Source organism: Ruegeria hyattellae, from assembly GCF_041537925.1.
GTDB lineage: Bacteria > Pseudomonadota > Alphaproteobacteria > Rhodobacterales > Rhodobacteraceae > Ruegeria_C.
In genome coordinates, this window is sequence record NZ_JBGOSH010000017.1 from 35,947 (window position 1) to 54,824 (window position 18,878).

The 18,878-nt window shown below is 57.5% G+C and carries 18 protein-coding genes and 1 tRNA gene; 13 read left to right on the forward strand and 6 right to left on the reverse strand.

Annotation, left to right across the window (positions count from 1 at the left end; all coding sequences use genetic code 11):
* Position 1 precedes the first annotated feature (1 nt).
* From AB1E33_RS25985 to AB1E33_RS25995, 3 genes are all read left to right on the forward strand, one after another.
* A complete protein-coding gene (locus AB1E33_RS25985; RefSeq protein WP_372580138.1) occupies positions 2–817 on the forward strand; it encodes an iron-sulfur cluster assembly protein in 816 nt (271 codons plus the stop codon).
* A 72-nt stretch (positions 818–889) separates the two neighbouring features.
* Positions 890–2,527 (forward strand): molecular chaperone GroEL, encoded by a 1,638-nt coding sequence (locus AB1E33_RS25990; protein ID WP_372580139.1) that lies wholly within the window; start codon positions 890–892, stop codon positions 2,525–2,527.
* 44 nt (positions 2,528–2,571) lie between these two features.
* A complete protein-coding gene (locus tag AB1E33_RS25995) occupies positions 2,572–3,615 on the forward strand; it encodes an NAD(P)-dependent alcohol dehydrogenase (protein WP_372580140.1) in 1,044 nt (347 codons plus the stop codon).
* Between the two features lie 278 nt (positions 3,616–3,893).
* Here AB1E33_RS25995 and AB1E33_RS26000 read toward each other — a convergent pair whose 3' ends face one another.
* The 6 genes from AB1E33_RS26000 to AB1E33_RS26025 all read right to left on the reverse strand — a co-directional run bounded on the left by AB1E33_RS26000 (position 3,894) and on the right by AB1E33_RS26025 (position 9,718).
* Entirely contained in the window at positions 3,894–5,885 is a 1,992-nt protein-coding gene (locus AB1E33_RS26000; RefSeq protein WP_372580141.1) for a sigma-54-dependent Fis family transcriptional regulator, read from the reverse strand.
* Between the two features lie 98 nt (positions 5,886–5,983).
* Complete coding sequence (locus tag AB1E33_RS26005) at positions 5,984–6,466, reverse strand: hypothetical protein (protein ID WP_372580142.1); 483 nt, start codon at positions 6,464–6,466, stop codon at positions 5,984–5,986.
* A gap of 589 nt (positions 6,467–7,055) precedes the next feature.
* Positions 7,056–7,316, reverse strand: a complete 261-nt coding sequence (locus AB1E33_RS26010; RefSeq protein ID WP_372580143.1) for an Arm DNA-binding domain-containing protein — start codon at positions 7,314–7,316, stop codon at positions 7,056–7,058.
* Between the two features lie 233 nt (positions 7,317–7,549).
* A tRNA-Ser gene (locus tag AB1E33_RS26015) sits at positions 7,550–7,639 on the reverse strand.
* A gap of 198 nt (positions 7,640–7,837) precedes the next feature.
* On the reverse strand, positions 7,838–9,202 hold the full coding sequence (locus tag AB1E33_RS26020; RefSeq protein WP_372580144.1) for an ArsB/NhaD family transporter: 1,365 nt from the start codon (positions 9,200–9,202) through the stop codon (positions 7,838–7,840).
* A 27-nt stretch (positions 9,203–9,229) separates the two neighbouring features.
* Positions 9,230–9,718, reverse strand: a complete 489-nt coding sequence (locus AB1E33_RS26025; protein ID WP_372580145.1) for a CBS domain-containing protein — start codon at positions 9,716–9,718, stop codon at positions 9,230–9,232.
* A gap of 433 nt (positions 9,719–10,151) precedes the next feature.
* On the opposite strand from AB1E33_RS26025, the gene rplO reads away from it, so the two are divergent.
* From rplO to AB1E33_RS26075, 10 genes are all read left to right on the forward strand, one after another.
* Positions 10,152–10,625, forward strand: coding sequence for a 50S ribosomal protein L15 (gene rplO / locus AB1E33_RS26030; RefSeq protein WP_372580146.1), 474 nt, complete (start codon positions 10,152–10,154; stop codon positions 10,623–10,625).
* A gap of 110 nt (positions 10,626–10,735) precedes the next feature.
* Complete coding sequence (secY, locus tag AB1E33_RS26035; protein WP_249708958.1) at positions 10,736–12,100, forward strand: preprotein translocase subunit SecY; 1,365 nt, start codon at positions 10,736–10,738, stop codon at positions 12,098–12,100.
* Positions 12,097–12,738, forward strand: coding sequence for an adenylate kinase (locus tag AB1E33_RS26040; RefSeq protein ID WP_372580147.1), 642 nt, complete (start codon positions 12,097–12,099; stop codon positions 12,736–12,738). Before secY ends, AB1E33_RS26040 begins: the two co-directional genes overlap by 4 nt.
* Before the next feature lie 406 nt (positions 12,739–13,144).
* Entirely contained in the window at positions 13,145–13,513 is a 369-nt protein-coding gene (gene rpsM / locus AB1E33_RS26045; RefSeq protein ID WP_372580148.1) for a 30S ribosomal protein S13, read from the forward strand.
* A 14-nt stretch (positions 13,514–13,527) separates the two neighbouring features.
* Positions 13,528–13,917 (forward strand): 30S ribosomal protein S11, encoded by a 390-nt coding sequence (gene rpsK / locus AB1E33_RS26050; RefSeq protein WP_372580149.1) that lies wholly within the window; start codon positions 13,528–13,530, stop codon positions 13,915–13,917.
* Between the two features lie 115 nt (positions 13,918–14,032).
* Complete coding sequence (locus tag AB1E33_RS26055; protein WP_372580150.1) at positions 14,033–15,049, forward strand: DNA-directed RNA polymerase subunit alpha; 1,017 nt, start codon at positions 14,033–14,035, stop codon at positions 15,047–15,049.
* Between the two features lie 118 nt (positions 15,050–15,167).
* Positions 15,168–15,587 carry a 50S ribosomal protein L17 gene (gene rplQ / locus AB1E33_RS26060; RefSeq protein WP_372580151.1) on the forward strand — a complete coding sequence of 140 codons (420 nt, stop codon included), beginning with the start codon at positions 15,168–15,170 and terminating at the stop codon, positions 15,585–15,587.
* Between the two features lie 286 nt (positions 15,588–15,873).
* Positions 15,874–16,083 (forward strand): hypothetical protein, encoded by a 210-nt coding sequence (locus AB1E33_RS26065; RefSeq protein ID WP_372580152.1) that lies wholly within the window; start codon positions 15,874–15,876, stop codon positions 16,081–16,083.
* A gap of 69 nt (positions 16,084–16,152) precedes the next feature.
* Positions 16,153–17,535, forward strand: a complete 1,383-nt coding sequence (locus AB1E33_RS26070; RefSeq protein WP_372580153.1) for a trypsin-like peptidase domain-containing protein — start codon at positions 16,153–16,155, stop codon at positions 17,533–17,535.
* Between the two features lie 3 nt (positions 17,536–17,538).
* Positions 17,539–18,852, forward strand: a complete 1,314-nt coding sequence (locus AB1E33_RS26075; protein ID WP_372580154.1) for a replication-associated recombination protein A — start codon at positions 17,539–17,541, stop codon at positions 18,850–18,852.
* The last annotated feature ends 26 nt before the right edge of the window (positions 18,853–18,878 follow it).

An 18,878-nucleotide genomic window follows, 5' to 3' on the forward strand; every position in this document is an offset into this window, starting at 1 on the left:
GATGTTTCTGAAGTTTCAAGAAACTGAGCTGGTGACCGAGATATGGGACTGTCTGGATCATGTCACAGATCCGGAACTTGATGAGCCCGTGACGGAGATGGGTTTTATCGAGAATATTTCGGTCGATCAGCAAAAAAGCAGGTTGGAAGTCGAGTTTAGGCTTCCAACCTACTGGTGTTCGCCCAATTTTGCCTTCCTCATGGCGTTTGACATCCACAATGCGATTTCAAACTTGCCGTGGGTGAAGGACGTCGGAGTGACGCTGAATGACCATTGTTTTGCGGATCGCGTAAACGAAGGCGTGAACGGTGGCCGCGAATTCAGGAGTGTTTTCGCTGAGTTTTGTGACGGTGAAGACCTGATTGCCGTGCGCGCTAAATTTCTGGAAAAGGCATTCATGCGGCGTCAGGAATCCGTTCTTCTGGGCCTGAAGACCAAGGGAATTTCTGCGGCAGATATCGTTAACATGACGCTGCAAAACTTTGACGCAATTGGTTTCAGCGGCGCTGAGGAAACTAAGCAAAAGCCCAGATACCGGGCGCTTCTGATGTCTCGGAAACTGGCCGAAAATCCCGGCGATCTGGCTTTTGTGACTTGGGACGGAGATAGGCTAACCGAAGACGGGCTTCAAGATTATCTGGCCCGGCTACGTGGCGTCCGGATCAATATGGAATTCAACGGTGCGCTTTGCAGGGGGCTGCAATCAACCCGATATAAAGAGGTTGAGATTGGCGAAGATGGGCCAACTTTGATCGATTTTATCCAGAAGCGCGTGCCTGTTCAAGACACCGACAGAAACCTCAAGTTGATGATCTAGCGGATCGATTTCCGCGCTTCAGGCACAGCAAACTCAAATGACCGGGCCTATGTGCCTGACAAGGAGATCTCCATGGCCAAACTTCTTATTCATAACGGAACCGCAAGGCAGGCGCTGGCACAAGGCGTGTTGAAGCTTGCCGCTGCGGTGGAGCCCACACTCGGCCCCAAGGGTCTGAACGCGATGATTGACCGGCCGGTCGGGACGCCGTTGGTCACCAGGGACGGGGTCACGATTGCTTCGGAAATCGAATTGCCGGACCGGTTTGAAAACATGGGTGCGCAAGTCGTGCGTGAAGTCTCCATGCAGACCAACGAAGTTGCTGGCGACGGAACGACTACGGCAATCGTATTGGCCAACGCGCTTGTTCAGCAGGGTGTGAAAATCACCGAACAGGGCGTTAAACCGGTTGATCTTTGCAAAGGTATCGAAATTGCCGTTGAACGGATTATCCAAGGATTGGATGAAACGGCACGGTCTTGTGACGACAACCCGGATTATCTTGCGGCGGTCGCACGTGTTTCAGCCACTGACCCAGAACTGGGTTCAATGGTGGCGGAAGCGTTTAATTGCGTCGGCAAGGAAGGTGTAATCAGCGCCGATTTTTCGGTCACGATCGACACAAACCTTGAAGTGGTCGAAGGCATGTCCTTTGAGCGCGGGTATATTTCACATCACATGGTGACCGATCAGGACAACATGGAAGCTGTGCTGGACAATCCGCTGATCCTGTTGACGGACCAGAAAATCCTGCATCCTGACATTCTAGAAAGCGCCTGCGCGATTGCCAACAAGCAAAACCGACCGCTATTGATTGTCGCCGAGGAAATTGCGCCTGAAGTGGTGATCACTTTGATGGACGGCGGCGGCGCGGGAAAGTACCTGATTGTTCACCCGCCGGAATACGGCCATTGGCGGGCGGCGATGATGGATGATCTGGCCATCCTGACGGGCGGCGAGGTTCTGGCCCGCGATCTCGGCAAAAAAATCGAAAATGTGACGCTGGGCCAATTGGGCGGCGCGCAGAAGGTCAAGGTCAGCGCGTCCCAGACCAGCATCATTCGGGGCGAAGGCGACCCTGCAACGATCAAAGCGCGCCGGGATCAGGTGCAACGCCAACACGATGTCGCCCCACCCAATATTGAACAGGACAAATTGCGCGAGCGGATCTCGAAATTGTCAGGCGGCACTGCGGTGATTTACGCGGGCGGCTTCACACCCGTGGAACAAAAGCGCAAAATTCAGCTGATCGAAGACGCGCTTTGTGCGGTTCAAGCCGCCGCAGAAGACGGCGTCGTAGCTGGCGGCGGCACGGCGCTGGCCCAGATCGGCTCTGTTTTGGATGATCTGACTTTGGCGAACGAAGGTGACGTCAGCAAAGGCGTCGATCTGGTGCGGTCGGTTTTGACCCGCCCGGTAGAACGGATAGCCAGCAATGCCGGAGCTGACCCCTGTGCAGTTGTGGCCTCGGTAATCTCTGCCCAGGCGGGCCACGGATATGACGCTAATAGTGGCGAGTTTCGCGACATGTTCCAGTCAGGGATTATTGATCCGGCGCGGGTGACGGCCAGCGCCCTGGTGAACGCAACTTCAGTCGCAACGCTTATCCTGACGACAGAAACTCTGGTTGGTGATCTTGAAGAAGGAGAAGCCGATCCGACCGCAGGAGCCGCGTTGGGCGGTGGAGCCGAACTTCTTGGTCGGGCCTGACCAGATCTGCAGCGCAACAGGAACAGGAACGGAAGGAATCTCATATGAAGGCGGCAAGGTTATACGAATACGATCCCGCGATGAACGTCCAACTCAAGATCGAGGAGGTCTCGGCACCCACTATCAACTCGGCGGACGAGGTGATCGTAAAGGTCGGAGCGGCGGGGCTGTGCCGAACGGACCTGCACATCATCGAAGGCGTGTGGAAAGACATAATGGATTTGGAAGGCGGCCTCCTGCCGTACGTTATGGGCCACGAAAACGCGGGTTGGGTTGAGGATGTTGGCAGCAATGTCACGTCTGTCAAACCCGGTGATGCAGTGATCTGCCACCCTCACCGTAGCTGTGGCATCTGCCTCAATTGCAGGTATGGGCATGACATGTATTGTGATCATGGGTTGTTTCCCGGGCTTGGCCTTGATGGTGGATTTGCAGAATATTTCGTCACCAACGAAAGCTCTTTGATCAAGTTGAACACCAACATCACCCCCCTTGAAGTCGCACCAATGGCCGATGCCGGAATAACGGCTTACCGTGCTGCGAAACGGGCCGCTGCCCTAGTTTACCCCGGGGCATATGTCACGGTTCTGGGCGTTGGGGGCCTTGGTCACATAGCCCTTCAATGCCTGAAAAACCTATGTGGTGCGCGTGTGATTGCTGTTGATCGTGAACCGGGCGCTCAGGCGCTGGCCAAGGAGCTTGGGGCGGATATCGTACTGGACGGCGGGCCGGACCTGATTGAGCAGATCAAGGAAGTCACCGGCGGAGGTAGCCATGTGGTCATTGACTTCGTAGGTGAACTGGGTGTCGAGAATATCTGTTGGAAACTTCTGCGGCAGGGCGGGGAGCTGATTGTCGTTGGATATGGCGGAACGATCGAGGTGCCCACCGTTGAGCTTGTGGTCAACGAGATCAAAATCGGCGGAAGTCTGGTTGGCGATTATACTGAGCTTGTAGAGTTGATGGAGCTTAACGCGGATGGATTGGTGAAGATGCACCAAACTGAGTACTCACTTGCGAACATCAACGCAGCTATCGACGACTTCAAGAACCGACGCTTTACAGGTCGGGGTGTCATTGTCCCCTGAAGGGACCGGTGACATTGATCTGGTCGGAGCTCTCCCCTTCGGCCGGATCAATGGAAACATTTGAGATACCAAGAAATCAGATTTGAACTAGACGCACTGCGAACTCTCTGTGGAAATCTGGACTTGTTGACGCCTTTCGACCTTTGATCCCCAACAACTCCTGTTCAGGTGGATAAGGTGCGATCAATTCTGGGACCAACTAACGACGTTCGATATTCTAGGTGTCGCTCAGCCGTCTTCGGCGCACTCCTCGTTCAGACAGCAGAGACTTCTCAGGGTTACTTGCCACGGTCCAGTCCGTACTGCCGAATTTTGCGATAGAGCGTTGGTCGCGATATCCCCAGCTGCGCCGCGGCCTTTGTCAGATTGCCGTGCTCTCGATCGATGGTTCGTTGAATTGCTATCGACTCGACGCCATTCAAATCCAGATTTGTATTCGTCCTCGGTTGGACATCTCCGGAGAGAAACACGTTGCTTTCCGGTTGCGAAATCTCGCTTGGCAGATCTGCCAATGTAACTGTATCGCCACTATGCAGCAGGCAAAGACGTTCAACTGTATTGCGAAGTTCCCTGACATTGCCCGGCCATGAATACTCTCGAAAGGCTTTGGAGGCATCGAGATCAAACCTGAGCGGTGCACGGCTGAACTTCTCCGAAAGCATCAGATTGAAATGGTCAATTAGAATATCGATATCCCGGCCGCGTTCGCGCAAGGGAGGGACATCAATGACGATCGTTCCGATGCGATAGAACAAATCTCGACGGAACCGCCCAGCTTCAATATCCTGGCGCAGGTTGCGGTTGGTCATAGCAATCAGTTGAACGTTGATGGGTCGGCGCCTGTCGCACCCGATCCGGTAGACGGCGCGTTGCTCCAGCGTTCTCAACAGGTAAGTTTGCAATTCGGGAGGCATATCGCCGACTTCGTCCAGGCATAAGACACCGTCATTCGCCTGTTCGAATTTTCCGGCCTTCCCTTCGCGTAGTGCGCCGGTAAAAGCCCCCGCCACATGGCCAAAGAGCTCTCCCCCGATAAGCTCTCCGGAAATGGCGGCGCAATTCACCGCAACGTAGGGCGCATTCTTCTTTGTATGGTGGCTGTGAATCAACCGTGCAAACAGCTCTTTTCCAACACCGGTTTCACCCTGAACCAGCACCGTTGCATTGGCCAATGCGGCTCGACGGGCAAATTCAAGGGCTTCCAACATTTTCGGGCATTCACCGAGAATGGTAATTTCATCCTCCTGAACTCCGACACGGGGTTTGATGGTAATACCCTTGGGCTTGGACCGGGTCAGGGGTGCGGAATTATCAGGCAAGATAAGTGCCGCCCCTTGGACTTTTCCGCCGGATTTCAGAATATCAATCGCCTTGGCGGTAAGATTGGCCGGCAAAGCAGCGGCAAGTTCGCCATCTGTCATATTAGGGTTGAAGTTTAACAGTTGCCTTCCGATCGGCAGGTTGTTCTGACTTTGATCTGATGCCTTTTCGGTATTCCGGCTGAACACAATCCTCCCGGATCCATTCAGAAGAACGATCGCTTCGTCGCTGTCATGGGTCTTGGGCAGATCGATGTAGGCTTCCAACAGCTTGGTGCGCTCTTCGCGCTGCTGTTCGGCCAGTGCGATTTCAATTTCACGCGCTGCCGCAACGACAAGTGCAACATTATGTGGTTGGAAAATGTCAGGCGGCCCTGACAAGTCGACGACTCCGATGATGGATCTGTCCAACGGGTCAAATACGGGAACTCCGGCACATGTCCAGGATTGTATGCCCTGACAGAAATGTTCGCTTGCATGAACATAGGTCGGCTTTCCGGTTCGCAAGGCGGTTCCGATCCCGTTTGTCCCGATCACATCTTCGTTCCAGACACCGCCAATCTCCAACTGGATTTCGAGGCCAGCATCCAGCGTTTGAGGATCGCCTGTGGCGTCTATGATCGTACCCGTTTGATCTGTCAGGATGAGGATTGCACCAGAATCTGCCAGATGTGGCGCCAACCGCAAGAACGCGGCATGTGCTGCTTGACAGAGTGACCGATTTTTTCGGCGCAACACAAAGACATCTTCTTTGTCCACTTTTTCCGGGGTGGCAATAGCCAACGCACTAATCCCTGAATCGGTGCACCGGGCCCAGGATTCCAGAATTTCAGAACGAACCGTCTGTGCCATTTCCTCATCTGCCCGTCCGCACTCGACAAACTTCTCCCAGGCATGCGTCGTCGCACGCTGCGATTGTTTTAACTCAGGCGTAGCAACCTCGGTCTTCAATCGTCTCTTTGGGTCAAAGTAAGTTGTTCGCATGTGTCACCTTGAATGGGGTGGCAAATTCTCGCCGATCAAAAGAGAGCAGATGGCGTCGCTCACGTTCATAGATCAAGACGATCCGTGATCACGTGGACGAATTTCTCCTCAATGTCGTCGTTCTCGATGATGATTCCGTTCAGATCGCCAAGCAATTGTTCAGTATCGTCGTCTAACGGCGATACAAATCCGTTTTCCATAGTAGCCAGTGCAAAAAACTTATGGCCCTCTTTAGCGCGCATTTGCCCGAGAAGCCGGATCTGCTTGCCAGTATTGGCATTCACCACAATCACACGGCCGTTCAAGCTGACGCGAACCACTGGTTCTGGCGCCGAGGCGCTCGATGCCCCGCCCAAAATATGGATGCTAAGTCCTTCAGGCTTGGGTTCTTCTTTGGTTTTCGCCATTGCCGCGCGAGACCGGGAAAATTCGCCTCCGCTGATCTGGTCGGCAAGGCGGCTAATCGTCGATCGATTTTCGCTTATGATCCGTTTGGCAGCAACATCCTCGCGCCGGGGGCGCTCGCGTTTCGAAAAAATATCAACCATGTCCGCCTTTCAAAGCCAGATAGCTGTCGCTCGTTCCATAGGTTGGTATGCAATTCATACATGCCGCGGGACCAAGAGGATCGCCACGTCATGCATGATTTCATCATGTTCGCAAGTTAACCTAACGTCATCACATGGGTCAGTCTAGAAATTTCGGTCCAAAACACCAATAAAATATGGCTCTTTTGCCATCTGTCCATTGTGATTTCCCGCCACAACGCAACGATTTCCGAAGGTTCTTAGATGCAGATGACGCGGCCAAACCCGTTTCTTGACGGTTAGCTAAATCGAAATTTTCCGGCCAAACCTCTCTCCTGAATGAACGAATTTGATATTGGCGATTGCAAACTAAGTCACGCATTGGGCTTCAGGCTTGGTCTACCAAGCGTGTTTTTGCGCGTTGCGGTAAACGTTGTTCATTTCCCACAACGCGCGCTCGGTCGCCTAACCGACGCGTGAGCGGTTTCCGTAGTAACAAGACTTGTATCACTTCAGGCTGGCCTACCTCCGAAACTGGCAAACGCCCAATTTCCGGGAACGCGTTCTCAGCCAAGGTGTTAACCCACTACTGGCCATGCATTGGATATTTTTATGTTGGCGACCGCTCAATGTGGACCTGTCGTGTGATCTCTTCGAAACAGGGAATTTCCTGACGTACGTTATAGCGCGGGTTGATACCTTGCGTTGCCAGTCGTCGATATTCCAACGCGCGGTCACGTACTTCGTTCAAGGTCACGACGTCAGCCCCACCAAGCCCAAAGTCGGCCCCTAAGGGCTTGCCCTCGCGGTTGCGTTGACCCTTCACTGTGCCCCGTTCAATCCAGCGTCTCGCCCCGAATGGATCAACCACAAGGTACAACCCGCTTCCGTCGCCGTGGCGACCGGGGCCGAGGGATCGGACCAATTTCCCGTTAACTTGCCGCTAAGCGCAGCTATGATTATTCCACGATTTCTAGCATGTAACGAATAGAAGCGGGCCTAGTCGAAGAAAAACCATAAGCAATAATGACTACATATAAACAAATAAAAACAGCCCCGTAAGGGGTTGAACGACTGCCAACAGAATTGAATGAAAATGGTGGGTGGCGGAGACGAAGGGATTCGAACCCTCGAGACGATTCCTCGCCTACTCCCTTAGCAGGGGAGCGCCTTCGACCACTCGGCCACGTCTCCGCCGACGGGTATATCCGTGCAAACAACGGAAATACAAGGCCAATTCCGCCAAGGATGCATTTTTTTGCACGACTGTGCGAACCTCCTGAAATAGAAAGGAAAAGCGCCGGATTTTCAGAAACCTTCTCTGTTTGTTTTCACCGGCAATTGGCTTGGCGGTCATCGGGATCGCGCCTTTCGGCTGTAGCAGCGCACGGTTCAGAAGTAGCGTAGCCAGATATAGACGTTGGCGATCATCAGCGTCAGGATCATGATCGGAAAGGCGGTTTTAGTGAAGGCGATGAAGCCGATCGGCTGCTTGGCCTTTTCCGCAAAGGCGGCCACGGTCAGGTTAGCGCTTGCGCCCAGCAGCGTGCCGTTCCCGCCCAGACGGGCACCCAGCGCCAGCGACCACCAGAGCGGCTCGGTCGCGTCGGGTCCGCCGAATGTGTCGGCGGTGGATTCGATCAGCGGGATCATGGTGGCGAGGAAGGGGATGTTGTCCAGAATGGCCGACAGAATGCCCGACGCCCAGAAGATGAAGAACGCCGTCCACATCATGTCACCCTGGGCCAGTTCCAGCACCTTCTGGCCGAGGAACTCAAGCAGTCCGACATGTTCGACGCCAGCGACGATCACAAAAAGCCCACCGAAGAAAAAGATGGTGACCCATTCCACCTCGCCAAAAATTTGGTGAACCGGTTGCGACTGCGCTTCGCCGCTCTGATGGCCATAGGCCAGCAGCATCAGCAATCCGGCCCCCGTCAGCGCAGAGGTCCCCGGCTGGATGCCATAGCCGTGGCCCAAGGTGAAACCTGCCAGCACCAGCGCCAGCACGCCCAGGGACTTGACCATCAGCGCCGAATCGGTGATCGCCTCGGATTCGTTGAACCCCATGATCCGCTCGCTGGCCGATTTCGGGATGGCGGCCAGTGCCTTGCGGTTCATCAGGTAGATGATGCCGGTCAGCACCACCAGACAGATCGCCGAGATTAGGGCGAGGTTCATGACGAACTGGTTGAAGCTCAGCCCGGCGGCCGAGCCGATAATGATGTTGGGCGGATCCCCGATCAGTGTCGCCGTGCCCCCGACATTCGAGGCCAGGATCTCGGCGATGAAAAACGGAAAGACCCGTGTTTCCAGCGCTTCGGTGATCAGCAATGTGATCGGAGCGATCAGCAGCATCGTGGTGACGTTGTCCAGCAGCGCCGAGAAAACCGCCGTGATCAGGGTGAGCATTATCAATATGCCCGTGGGGTTGGCCTTGACGACTTTCGCCGCTTTGATGGCGACGAACTGGAACAGCCCGGATTTGCTGGTAATGCCGACGATCACCATCATTCCGATCAGTAAGGCCAGCGTATTTGCATCGACGCCCGCGACCGCCTGTTCCTGGCTCAGAATGCCGAACAGCACCATCAGCGACGCGCCCAGCACTGCCAGAATGGCACGATTCACCTTTTCGGTGATCAACGCCACACAAACGAGGACAAGAATGCCGGTCGCGATCCAAACCGGATCGATACCCAACAGGTCGGGTGCGGAGAATGATGCCCCTCCGTGTGGTGAAGAATGCTCTGCCACGGCTTTGGTTCCGGTCTCTTTGGGGGGTCAGCTCAGGGCGCGATCCAGCAGCGAATTGGCGCTGATGGTGCCGACGAAACGATTGGTTTCGGGCTCGACCAGGATCACGTGCCGCTTGAATTTGTAGATCAGGAAGATGCCTTCCATCACCGGTGTATCGGGGGCCACAACGGGGATGTTGGTCGGCCTTGACATGTTATCGCGCACCTTTTCGGTTTTCAGCCGGTCGAACTGCTGCTCGAAATCGTCGCGCGTCAGATTCATGAAGCTCAGCGACTCGATCGAAACCCGCATCACGTCGTCGTTCAACCCGATCGTGGTGGCCCTGGGCAAGATTAGCTTCAGCAGCGTGGGGGCGGTAAACACGCCCACATAGGTTCCGTCCGCGTCCACCACCGGCAGAAATCGCGCCCGGCTGCCTTTGATAATGTTGAAGGCCAACGCGATGCTCTCATCCGGATGGATGGTCTTTTGCATTTCAGGCGGCACCATTACGTCGTAGCAAGTCAGCCCCATGCTCTTCGTCGGGATTGGAACGGTTCAAATGCGATCCGGTTGTCCTGCTCGAATGCTCAGAGCCCGGAGCCCGCCCGGTACTTCTTTTCACTTGCGTCTTTGCTTGACCCGTCTGAACGCAGCGTCTTACGGGCCACTGTAGCGGGTTTGCCATCTGCGGATATTGATATCCGGCGGCGTTAGACCCTGTACCTGGCCTGCAAGGACCCAATGCCATTCGGAATGGGCGCTGTGGCAGGGCATGGGGTCAAGAGGGTCACTTTCCGCGTTTCTTGCAAATTGAGGGGAATCGGGATTGGAAACCGGGTGTTGCGTCACCGGCGAATTGGGACTATCCACGCGCGGTGGTCGCATGACCATGAGAATCACAATCAAGAAATGCCGTGGTTGACCCAAACGCTTCGGGGGTCGTATCCGGCTAAGGAGAAGCGATATGAAACTGCATGAGCTGAGCGACAACGCTGGCGCCACCAAACCCCGCAAACGTGTTGGCCGTGGTCCGGGTTCGGGCACTGGTAAAACCGGTGGCCGGGGTATCAAAGGTCAAAAATCGCGTTCGGGCGTGGCCATCAATGGCTATGAAGGCGGCCAGATGCCGCTTTATCAGCGCCTTCCCAAGCGTGGCTTCAACAAGCCCAACCGCAAGGCATTCGCCGTTGTGAACCTGGGCCTGATCCAGAAATTCGTCGATGCCGGCAAGCTGGACGCCAAGGCGGCCATCACCGAGGATGCGCTGGTTGCCAGCGGTCTGGTGCGTCGCAAGCTGGACGGTGTCCGTATCCTCGCCAAAGGCGAAATTTCGGCCAAGGTGAACCTGGAAGTGACCGGCGCGTCCAAGGCTGCTGTCGAAGCAGTTGAGAAAGCGGGCGGCTCACTTAAGGTCACAAACGCTGCCGCGGCAGAGTAACCGCTTGTGAGCGGGCACCGACCCGCTTACATAGTGCCTCAAGTTTTCCAAAGACGCCGCCCGAGCCGGAAAACGGTTCCGGGCGGCGTTTTCACAAGAGAGACCGATTAATGGTATCAGCAGCAGAACAAATGGCGGCCAACACGAGCTGGTCCGCCCTTGGCAAGGCCACCGATCTGCGCAACCGCATCCTGTTCACGCTTGCCCTCCTGATCGTCTATCGCCTTGGCACCTTCATTCCGGTGCCCGGTATCGATGGCGCCGCGTTGCAGCAGTTCATGGAGCAAGCGGGGCAAGGCATCGGCGGTATGGTGTCGATGTTCACCGGCGGCGCGCTGGGGCGGATGGGTATCTTCGCCCTTGGCATCATGCCCTATATTTCGGCATCGATCATCGTGCAGCTGCTGACCGCAATGGTCCCCGCGCTTGAGCAACTCAAGAAAGAGGGTGAGCAGGGCCGCAAGAAAATCAACCAGTATACTCGCTTTGGCACCGTGGCTCTGGCCACCGTACAGGCCTATGGGCTGGCGGTTTCGCTGGAGGCGGGCGATCTGGCCACCGAACCGGGGCTCTATTTCCGGCTTGCCACCATGATCACGCTGGTTGGCGGCACCATGTTCCTGATGTGGCTGGGTGAACAGATCACCGCGCGTGGCATCGGCAATGGTATCTCGCTGATCATCTTTGTAGGCATCATCGCCGAGGTTCCCGCCGCTCTGGCGCAGTTCCTGGCCTCAGGACGGTCCGGCGCGCTCAGCCCCGCGGTGATCATCGCGGTGATCCTGATGGTGATCGTGACGATTACTTTCGTGGTGTTCATGGAGCGTGCGCTGCGCAAGATCCATATCCAGTATCCGCGCCGTCAGGTGGGGATGAAGGTCTATGATGGCGGCTCGTCGCACCTGCCCGTCAAGGTCAACCCCGCAGGTGTGATCCCGGCGATTTTTGCCAGCTCACTGCTGCTGCTGCCGGTCACGATCTCGACCTTTTCTTCCGGGGCTGCCAGCGGTCCGGTGATGTCCTGGCTGTTGGCCAATTTTGGACCGGGTCAGCCGCTCTATCTGCTGTTCTTCGCGTCGATGATCGTGTTCTTTGCCTATTTCTACACGTTCAACGTGGCGTTCAAACCCGATGACGTGGCCGACAACCTCAAAAAGCAGAACGGGTTCATTCCCGGCATCCGCCCGGGCAAGAAAACCTCCGAATACCTCGAATACGTGGTGAACCGCGTGCTGGTCATGGGCTCGGCCTATCTGGCGCTGGTCTGCCTGCTGCCGGAAATTCTGCGGGGACAATTCGCGATCCCGTTCTATTTCGGCGGTACTTCGGTACTCATTATTGTCTCTGTGACTATGGACACGATCCAGCAGGTTCAGAGCCATCTGCTTGCGCATCAATATGAAGGGCTTATCGAAAAGTCCCAGCTGCGTGGCAAAAGCAAGAAACGCAGCAGGAAGGGACCCTCGCGTCGATGAACATTATTCTATTGGGCCCGCCGGGTGCGGGCAAAGGCACCCAGGCGCGGCATCTGGTAGATACTCGCAGCATGATCCAGCTCAGTACCGGTGACATGCTGCGCGCGGCACGCACCAGCGGCACCGAGATGGGCCAGAAAGTGGCCGCGATCATGGATGCGGGCAAGCTGGTCACAGACGAGATCGTCATCGGTCTGATCGAAGAACAACTGACCACCCAGAGCGGTTCGGGGTTCATCTTTGACGGCTTTCCGCGCACGCTGGCGCAGGCCGACGCGCTGGCCGCGCTGCTGAGCAAGCTGGGCCAATCTTTGCACACGGTGATCGAGATCCGCGTCGATGACGAGGCGCTGGTTGCGCGCATTTCGGGCCGTTTCACCTGCGGCGATTGCGGCGAGGTCTATCACGTCAAAACCAAGCCAACATCAGTTGAAGGAAAATGCGACAATTGCGGCAGCACCAACATGGTCCACCGCGCCGACGACAATGCCGACAGCCTGCGTACGCGGCTGATGGAATATTACAAGAAGACCTCGCCGCTGATCGGATATTATTATGCCAAGGGCGATCTGCGCCCGGTAAACGGCCTGGCTGATATCGACGAAGTCACTGCTTCGGTCGAGGCCGTTCTGGGGTAAGGGAAGTCGGATAGTTGCGGTCGTCAGAATGAAGAGAGCTTCCCTCTTCATCAGTGGCTTACTCCTTGGCTATTTAGTTGGGCTTTTTGCCGGCATGTTTGTGGGTTTGGAGGCGGCAATTAGATTGTGGAAATTGATTTCTGTAGCGATACCTCGAGCAGCAGATATATTGTGTCAGAGGCATCGCGCCGAGCTTCTTGCGGCCTGCCACGCTAAGGGCTTGACGATCCTCTTAAAAGCCTCTACGCACGCCCATCCCTAAGGGGACATGATTCCTTCGGGCAGATTCGTCTGCCCAAAGACCACCTCGAAAAAATGCTGGACCCTCTGGCCTCACTGCCAAGGTAAAGCGTTGTGAAAAAAGGTTCCGGAGCTACGGAACCGCAACGAAAAAGGAAAGTGACACGTGGCACGTATTGCCGGCGTAAACATCCCGACTGCAAAGCGGGTCCCTATCGCCCTCACCTATATCACCGGAATCGGCAACACCTCGGCCAACGCGATCTGCGACGCCGTGGGCATCGACGCGACCCGTCGCGTCAATGAGTTGTCGGATGCCGAAGTTCTGGCCATCCGCGAGCATATTGACGCCAATTACAGCGTCGAAGGCGACCTGCGCCGCGAAGTGCAGATGAACATCAAGCGCCTGATGGATCTGGGCTGCTACCGTGGCCTGCGCCACCGTCGCAACCTGCCGGTCCGCGGTCAGCGCACCCACACCAACGCTCGCACCCGCAAAGGCCCCGCAAAGGCCATTGCTGGCAAGAAGAAATAAGGAGGGTCTGACCGATGGCACGCGAAAAGACTCGTACCAAGAAAAAAGAGCGCAAGAATATTGCAACGGGCGTGGCCCATGTGAACTCGACGTTCAACAACACCAAGATCCTGATCTCGGATGTTCAGGGCAACGCCATTGCATGGTCGTCCGCTGGCACCATGGGTTTCAAGGGATCGCGGAAATCAACACCCTACGCCGCTCAGCTTGCTGCTGAAGACGCAGGCAAAAAAGCGCAGGATCACGGCGTAAAGACGCTGGAAGTCGAAGTTCAGGGCCCCGGTTCGGGTCGTGAATCGGCACTGCGCGCACTGGCTGCTGTTGGCTTCAACATCACGTCGATCCGTGACGTGACGCCGATCGCTCACAATGGCTGCCGCCCGCCGAAGCGCCGCCGCGTCTAAACGACAGAACTACCCGCTGGGGCCGGTGTTTTCACACGGCCCCAGTACGTCATTTTGAACCTCGGGCGTCTGCACCTTGTTGGTCATGGGGCGCAGACAGGAATGGAGGGATTACATGATCCACAAGAATTGGGCAGAATTGATCAAGCCGACCCAGCTTGACGTCAAGCCGGGCAACGACCCCGCGCGTCAGGCCACCGTTGTGGCCGAACCGCTGGAGCGTGGATTTGGTCTGACCCTGGGCAACGCGCTGCGTCGTATCCTGATGAGCTCGCTGCAGGGCGCCGCCGTCACTAGCGTTCAGATCGACAACGTTTTGCATGAGTTTTCCAGCGTTGCCGGCGTCCGCGAAGACGTCACCGACATCATCCTGAACCTCAAGGGCGTGTCGCTGCGCATGGAAGTCGAAGGCCCCAAGCGCCTGTCGATCAATGCCAAGGGTCCGGCGGTAGTCACCGCCGGCGACATCAGCGAAAGCGCCGGTATCGAGATTCTGAACCGCGAGCACGTGATCTGCCACCTCGACGATGGTGCGGACCTGTTCATGGAACTGACCGTCAACACCGGCAAGGGCTATGTCTCGTCCGAGAAGAACAAGCCCGAGGATGCGCCCATTGGCCTGATCCCGATCGATGCGATCTATTCGCCGGTCAAGAAGGTGTCCTATGACGTGCAACCGACCCGCGAGGGTCAGGTTCTGGACTATGACAAGCTGACCATGAAGATCGACACCGACGGTTCGATCACGCCGGACGACGCCGTGGCTTTTGCTGCGCGTATCCTACAGGATCAGCTGTCAATCTTCGTCAACTTTGACGAGCCGGAATCGGCGGGACGCCAGGACGAAGACGATGGTCTGGAGTTCAACCCGCTGCTGCTCAAGAAGGTGGACGAGCTGGAACTGTCGGTGCGTTCTGCAAACTGCCTGAAGAACGACAACATCGTCTATATTGGCGACTTGATCCAGAAAACCGAAGCCGAGATGCTGCGCACCCCGAACTTCGGCCGCAAGTCGCTGAACGAGATCAAGGAAGTGCTGTCCGGCATGGGTCTGCACCTCGGCATGGATGTCGAGGACTGGCCGCCCGATAACATCGAAGATCTGGCGAAGAAATTCGAAGACGCGTTTTAAACGCGTCTTCCCCAATGCCCGGGTTTCCGGGGAATGTACGGGCAATCAAGCCCCAAGGAGAGCCCCTGACACGCATCGGGGGTCAGACAAAGCAAAAGTCGAAAGAAGGAATTAGAAAATGCGTCACGCACGTGGTTACCGCCGCCTGAACCGGACACATGAGCACCGTAAAGCGCTCTTTTCCAACATGGCTGGCTCGCTCATCGAGCATGAACAGATCAAGACAACGCTGCCCAAGGCCAAAGAACTGCGCCCGGTCATCGAAAAGATGATCACGCTGGCCAAGCGCGGCGACCTGCACGCGCGCCGTCAGGCCGCGTCGAAGCTGAAAGAAGACAAGGATGTCGCCAAGCTGTTCGACATTCTGGGCCCGCGGTACAAGGACCGGCAGGGCGGTTACGTCCGCATCCTGAGGGCCGGCTTCCGTTATGGCGACATGGCCCCGATGGCGATCATCGAATTCGTTGACCGCGATCTGGACGCCAAAGGCGCCGCCGACAAGGCCCGCGTTGCCGCCGACGAGGCCGCTGACGAATAAGACACCTTACTGGTGTGATTTCAAACCCCGTGCCTTTGGTGCGGGGTTTTTCTTTGTCCCATCCCGCGCCGGACTCTAGCCTGTATACCATGACCGGAACAAAGACAGCCGGGTATTCCGGCAAACCGCTTTATCAGAAGCTTGGGTTCAAGCCGGGCTGGACCTTACGCGTCGTTGACGCGCCATCGCAGTATTCCAATCTCGTGATGGACGCGGTCGATGTGATCTTCGACCCGGACGCGCCCCGGCCGGATGCTGTGCACTTATTTTTGCATGGCCTGACGCAGTGGATCAGGCCGCCGCTGCGCAGATCGCGGATTTGCCCACGGGAGGCATGTTGTGGCTCTCCTGGGCCAAGAAAGCATCGAAACTGCATGCGGGCGTGACCGAAGATGATCTGCGGATGGCGGTCCTGCCATTGGGCTGGGTGGACGTGAAGGTCTGCGCCGTCGATGCCGACTGGTCAGGCCTCAAGTTCCTGCGCCGCCGGTCCTGACGGCCACGCTTGCATTCCGGTAGTCATGGCCGCATATCGCTTGGGCAACTGGTAATATGGGATACGATGATGTTTCGCGGAACGCTCATTGCCCTTTCACTAGCCGCGGCAAGTATGGCTTCGGCTGAAACCGCCGTGCCAAAGTCGCAAGCCGAGATTTCGCTGGGCTTTGCACCGGTGGTCAAACAGGCTGCCCCGGCTGTGGTCAATATCTATGCCAAGATCATCCGGCAGGGCCGCGCCAGTCCACTTTTCTCCGACCCGTTCTTCCGCGATTTCTTTCAGGGCCGCGCCGCGCCCCGCAAACGGGTTGAAAACTCGCTGGGCTCAGGTGTGATCCTGACCGAGGACGGTTATGTGGTCTCGAACTATCACGTGGTCGGCATGGCGACGGAAATCCGGGTCGTCACTACCGACCGGCGCGAGTTCGAGGCCGAGGTGGTTCTGGGCGACCGTGAAAACGACATCGCGATCCTGAAATTGTTCGGGGCGCAGGGCTTGCCCAGCCTCGACCTGCGCGATTCCGATCAGGTCGAAGTGGGCGAGTTAGCGCTGGCCATTGGCAACCCGTTTGGGGTGGGCCAGACCGTCAGCAGCGGCATCGTGTCCGGGCTGGCGCGCTCGGGCACTGCGACCGGCAATGCGCGGGGGTATTTCCTGCAAACCGATGCGCCGATCAATCCGGGCAATTCCGGAGGGGCGCTGGTTGACGTGAATGGCGATCTGATCGGTATCAACACCTCGATCCTGACCCGCTCGGGCGGCTCGAACGGCATCGGGTTTGCCATACCGGCCAAACTGGTGGCTGAATTTCTGCGTCAGGCACAGGACGGTTCGATCGCATTTCAGCAGCCCTGGGCCGGCATGTCGGGGCAGCAGATGACCGTCGACATCGCCGAGTCGCTGGGGCTACATCTGCCAACCGGCTTTGTCCTGTCGGACCTGCATCCGCTCAGCCCGTTTGCCAAGGCCGGGTTCCGCGCCGGCGATGTCATCACCCATATGGACGGGCAGGAGGTCAACTCGCCGCCAGAGATGAAGTTCCGCATGGCGGTCGCCGGAATCGGCGGCACCGCGCTGGTCACCCGCTATCGCGGCGGTGCGTCCGATCAGGTGGATGTGGCAATGCACCCGGCCCCCGACGAGCCCTCCGCGCAGGAAACCACGCTGGATGACTATACGGTGCTGCCCGGCCTGACCGTGGCGCGCGCCAACCCGGCGGTGATTGTGCGTCTGGCGCTGTCGGTTTCCACCGAGGGTGTTGCCGTTGTCGACCCCGGACCGCTGGGTAACCGCGCGGGGATCAGGCGCGGCGATATCGTCGTTAGCATCAACGGCCACGAGATCGACGCACCGCCGGATGTTCAAAGGACGCTGACCGATCCGGGCCGCTGGGTGCGGATGGTGCTGAACCGGCGTGGTCAGAGCGTCTCGCTGCGGTTCCGGTTGTGAGCCATGGCTGATCTCTTCGATACCGGCGCGGCAGAACCCGATCGCGCGATGCCCCGCCCACTGGCCGACCGGCTCAGGCCGCAATCCCTGGCCGAGGTGGTGGGGCAGGAGCAGGTTCTTGGCCCCGATGCTCCGCTGGGTGTGATGCTGGCCTCGGGTGCGCTGTCCAGCCTGATCTTCTGGGGACCGCCAGGTGTTGGCAAGACCACCGTCGCACGGTTGTTGGCGCAGGAAACCGACCTGCACTTCGTGCAGATCAGCGCGATCTTTACCGGCGTGCCGGACCTCAAGAAGGTCTTCGAGGCCGCCAAGCTGCGGCGGCAGAACGGCAAAGGCACGCTGCTTTTCGTCGACGAGATCCACCGTTTCAACAAGGCGCAACAGGACGGGTTCCTGCCGCATATGGAGGACGGCACGATCCTGCTGGTGGGCGCGACCACCGAGAACCCCTCGTTCGAACTGAACGCGGCGCTGCTGAGCCGGGCGCAGGTGCTCGTGCTGGAACGGCTTGATGCGGAACAACTTGAACGCCTGATCGAACGGGCCGAGCAGGATCTGGGCACAGCGCTGCCGCTGACGGATCAGGCGCGGCGATCCCTGTTGGAAATGGCCGATGGCGATGGCCGTGCGCTGCTAAACCTCGTCGAACAGATCGCCGCATGGAGTGTCGACGCGCCGCTGGACCCGGACGGGCTGTCGGCCCGGCTGATGCGGCGGGCGGCAAAATACGACAAGTCCGGCGACGAGCACTACAACCTGATCTCGGCCCTGCACAAATCGGTGCGCGGCTCCGACCCGGATGCGGCGCTCTATTGGTTGGCGCGGATGCTGACCGGAGGCGAGGACCCGCGCTATCTGGCGCGCCGAATCACCCGCATGGCGGTCGAGGATATCGGTCTGGCCGATCCACAGGCACAGTCGATCTGCCTGCACGCCTGGGAGGTCTATGAGCGGTTGGGCAGCCCCGAAGGCGAGCTGGCGCTGGCGCAGGCGGTGGTCTATCTGGCGCTCGCGCCAAAATCGAACGGGGCTTATGTTGGCTACAAGGCGGCGATGCGGCTGGCCAAGAAGACCGGCAGCGAACCGCCACCCAAGCACATCCTCAACGCGCCGACGGCGCTGATGAAGGATCAGGGATACGGTGCCGGATATGCCTATGACCACGATGCCGAAGATGGGTTTTCCGGGCAGGATTACTTTCCCGATGGGGTTGAGCGGTCGGAACTCTATCAGCCGGTCGAACGCGGGTTCGAGCGCGAGTTGAAAAAGCGGCTGGATTATTTCGCGAACCTGCGGGCCAAACGCCTGGAAACTTGACATCCCGGCGCGCGCGCGCGACAGAC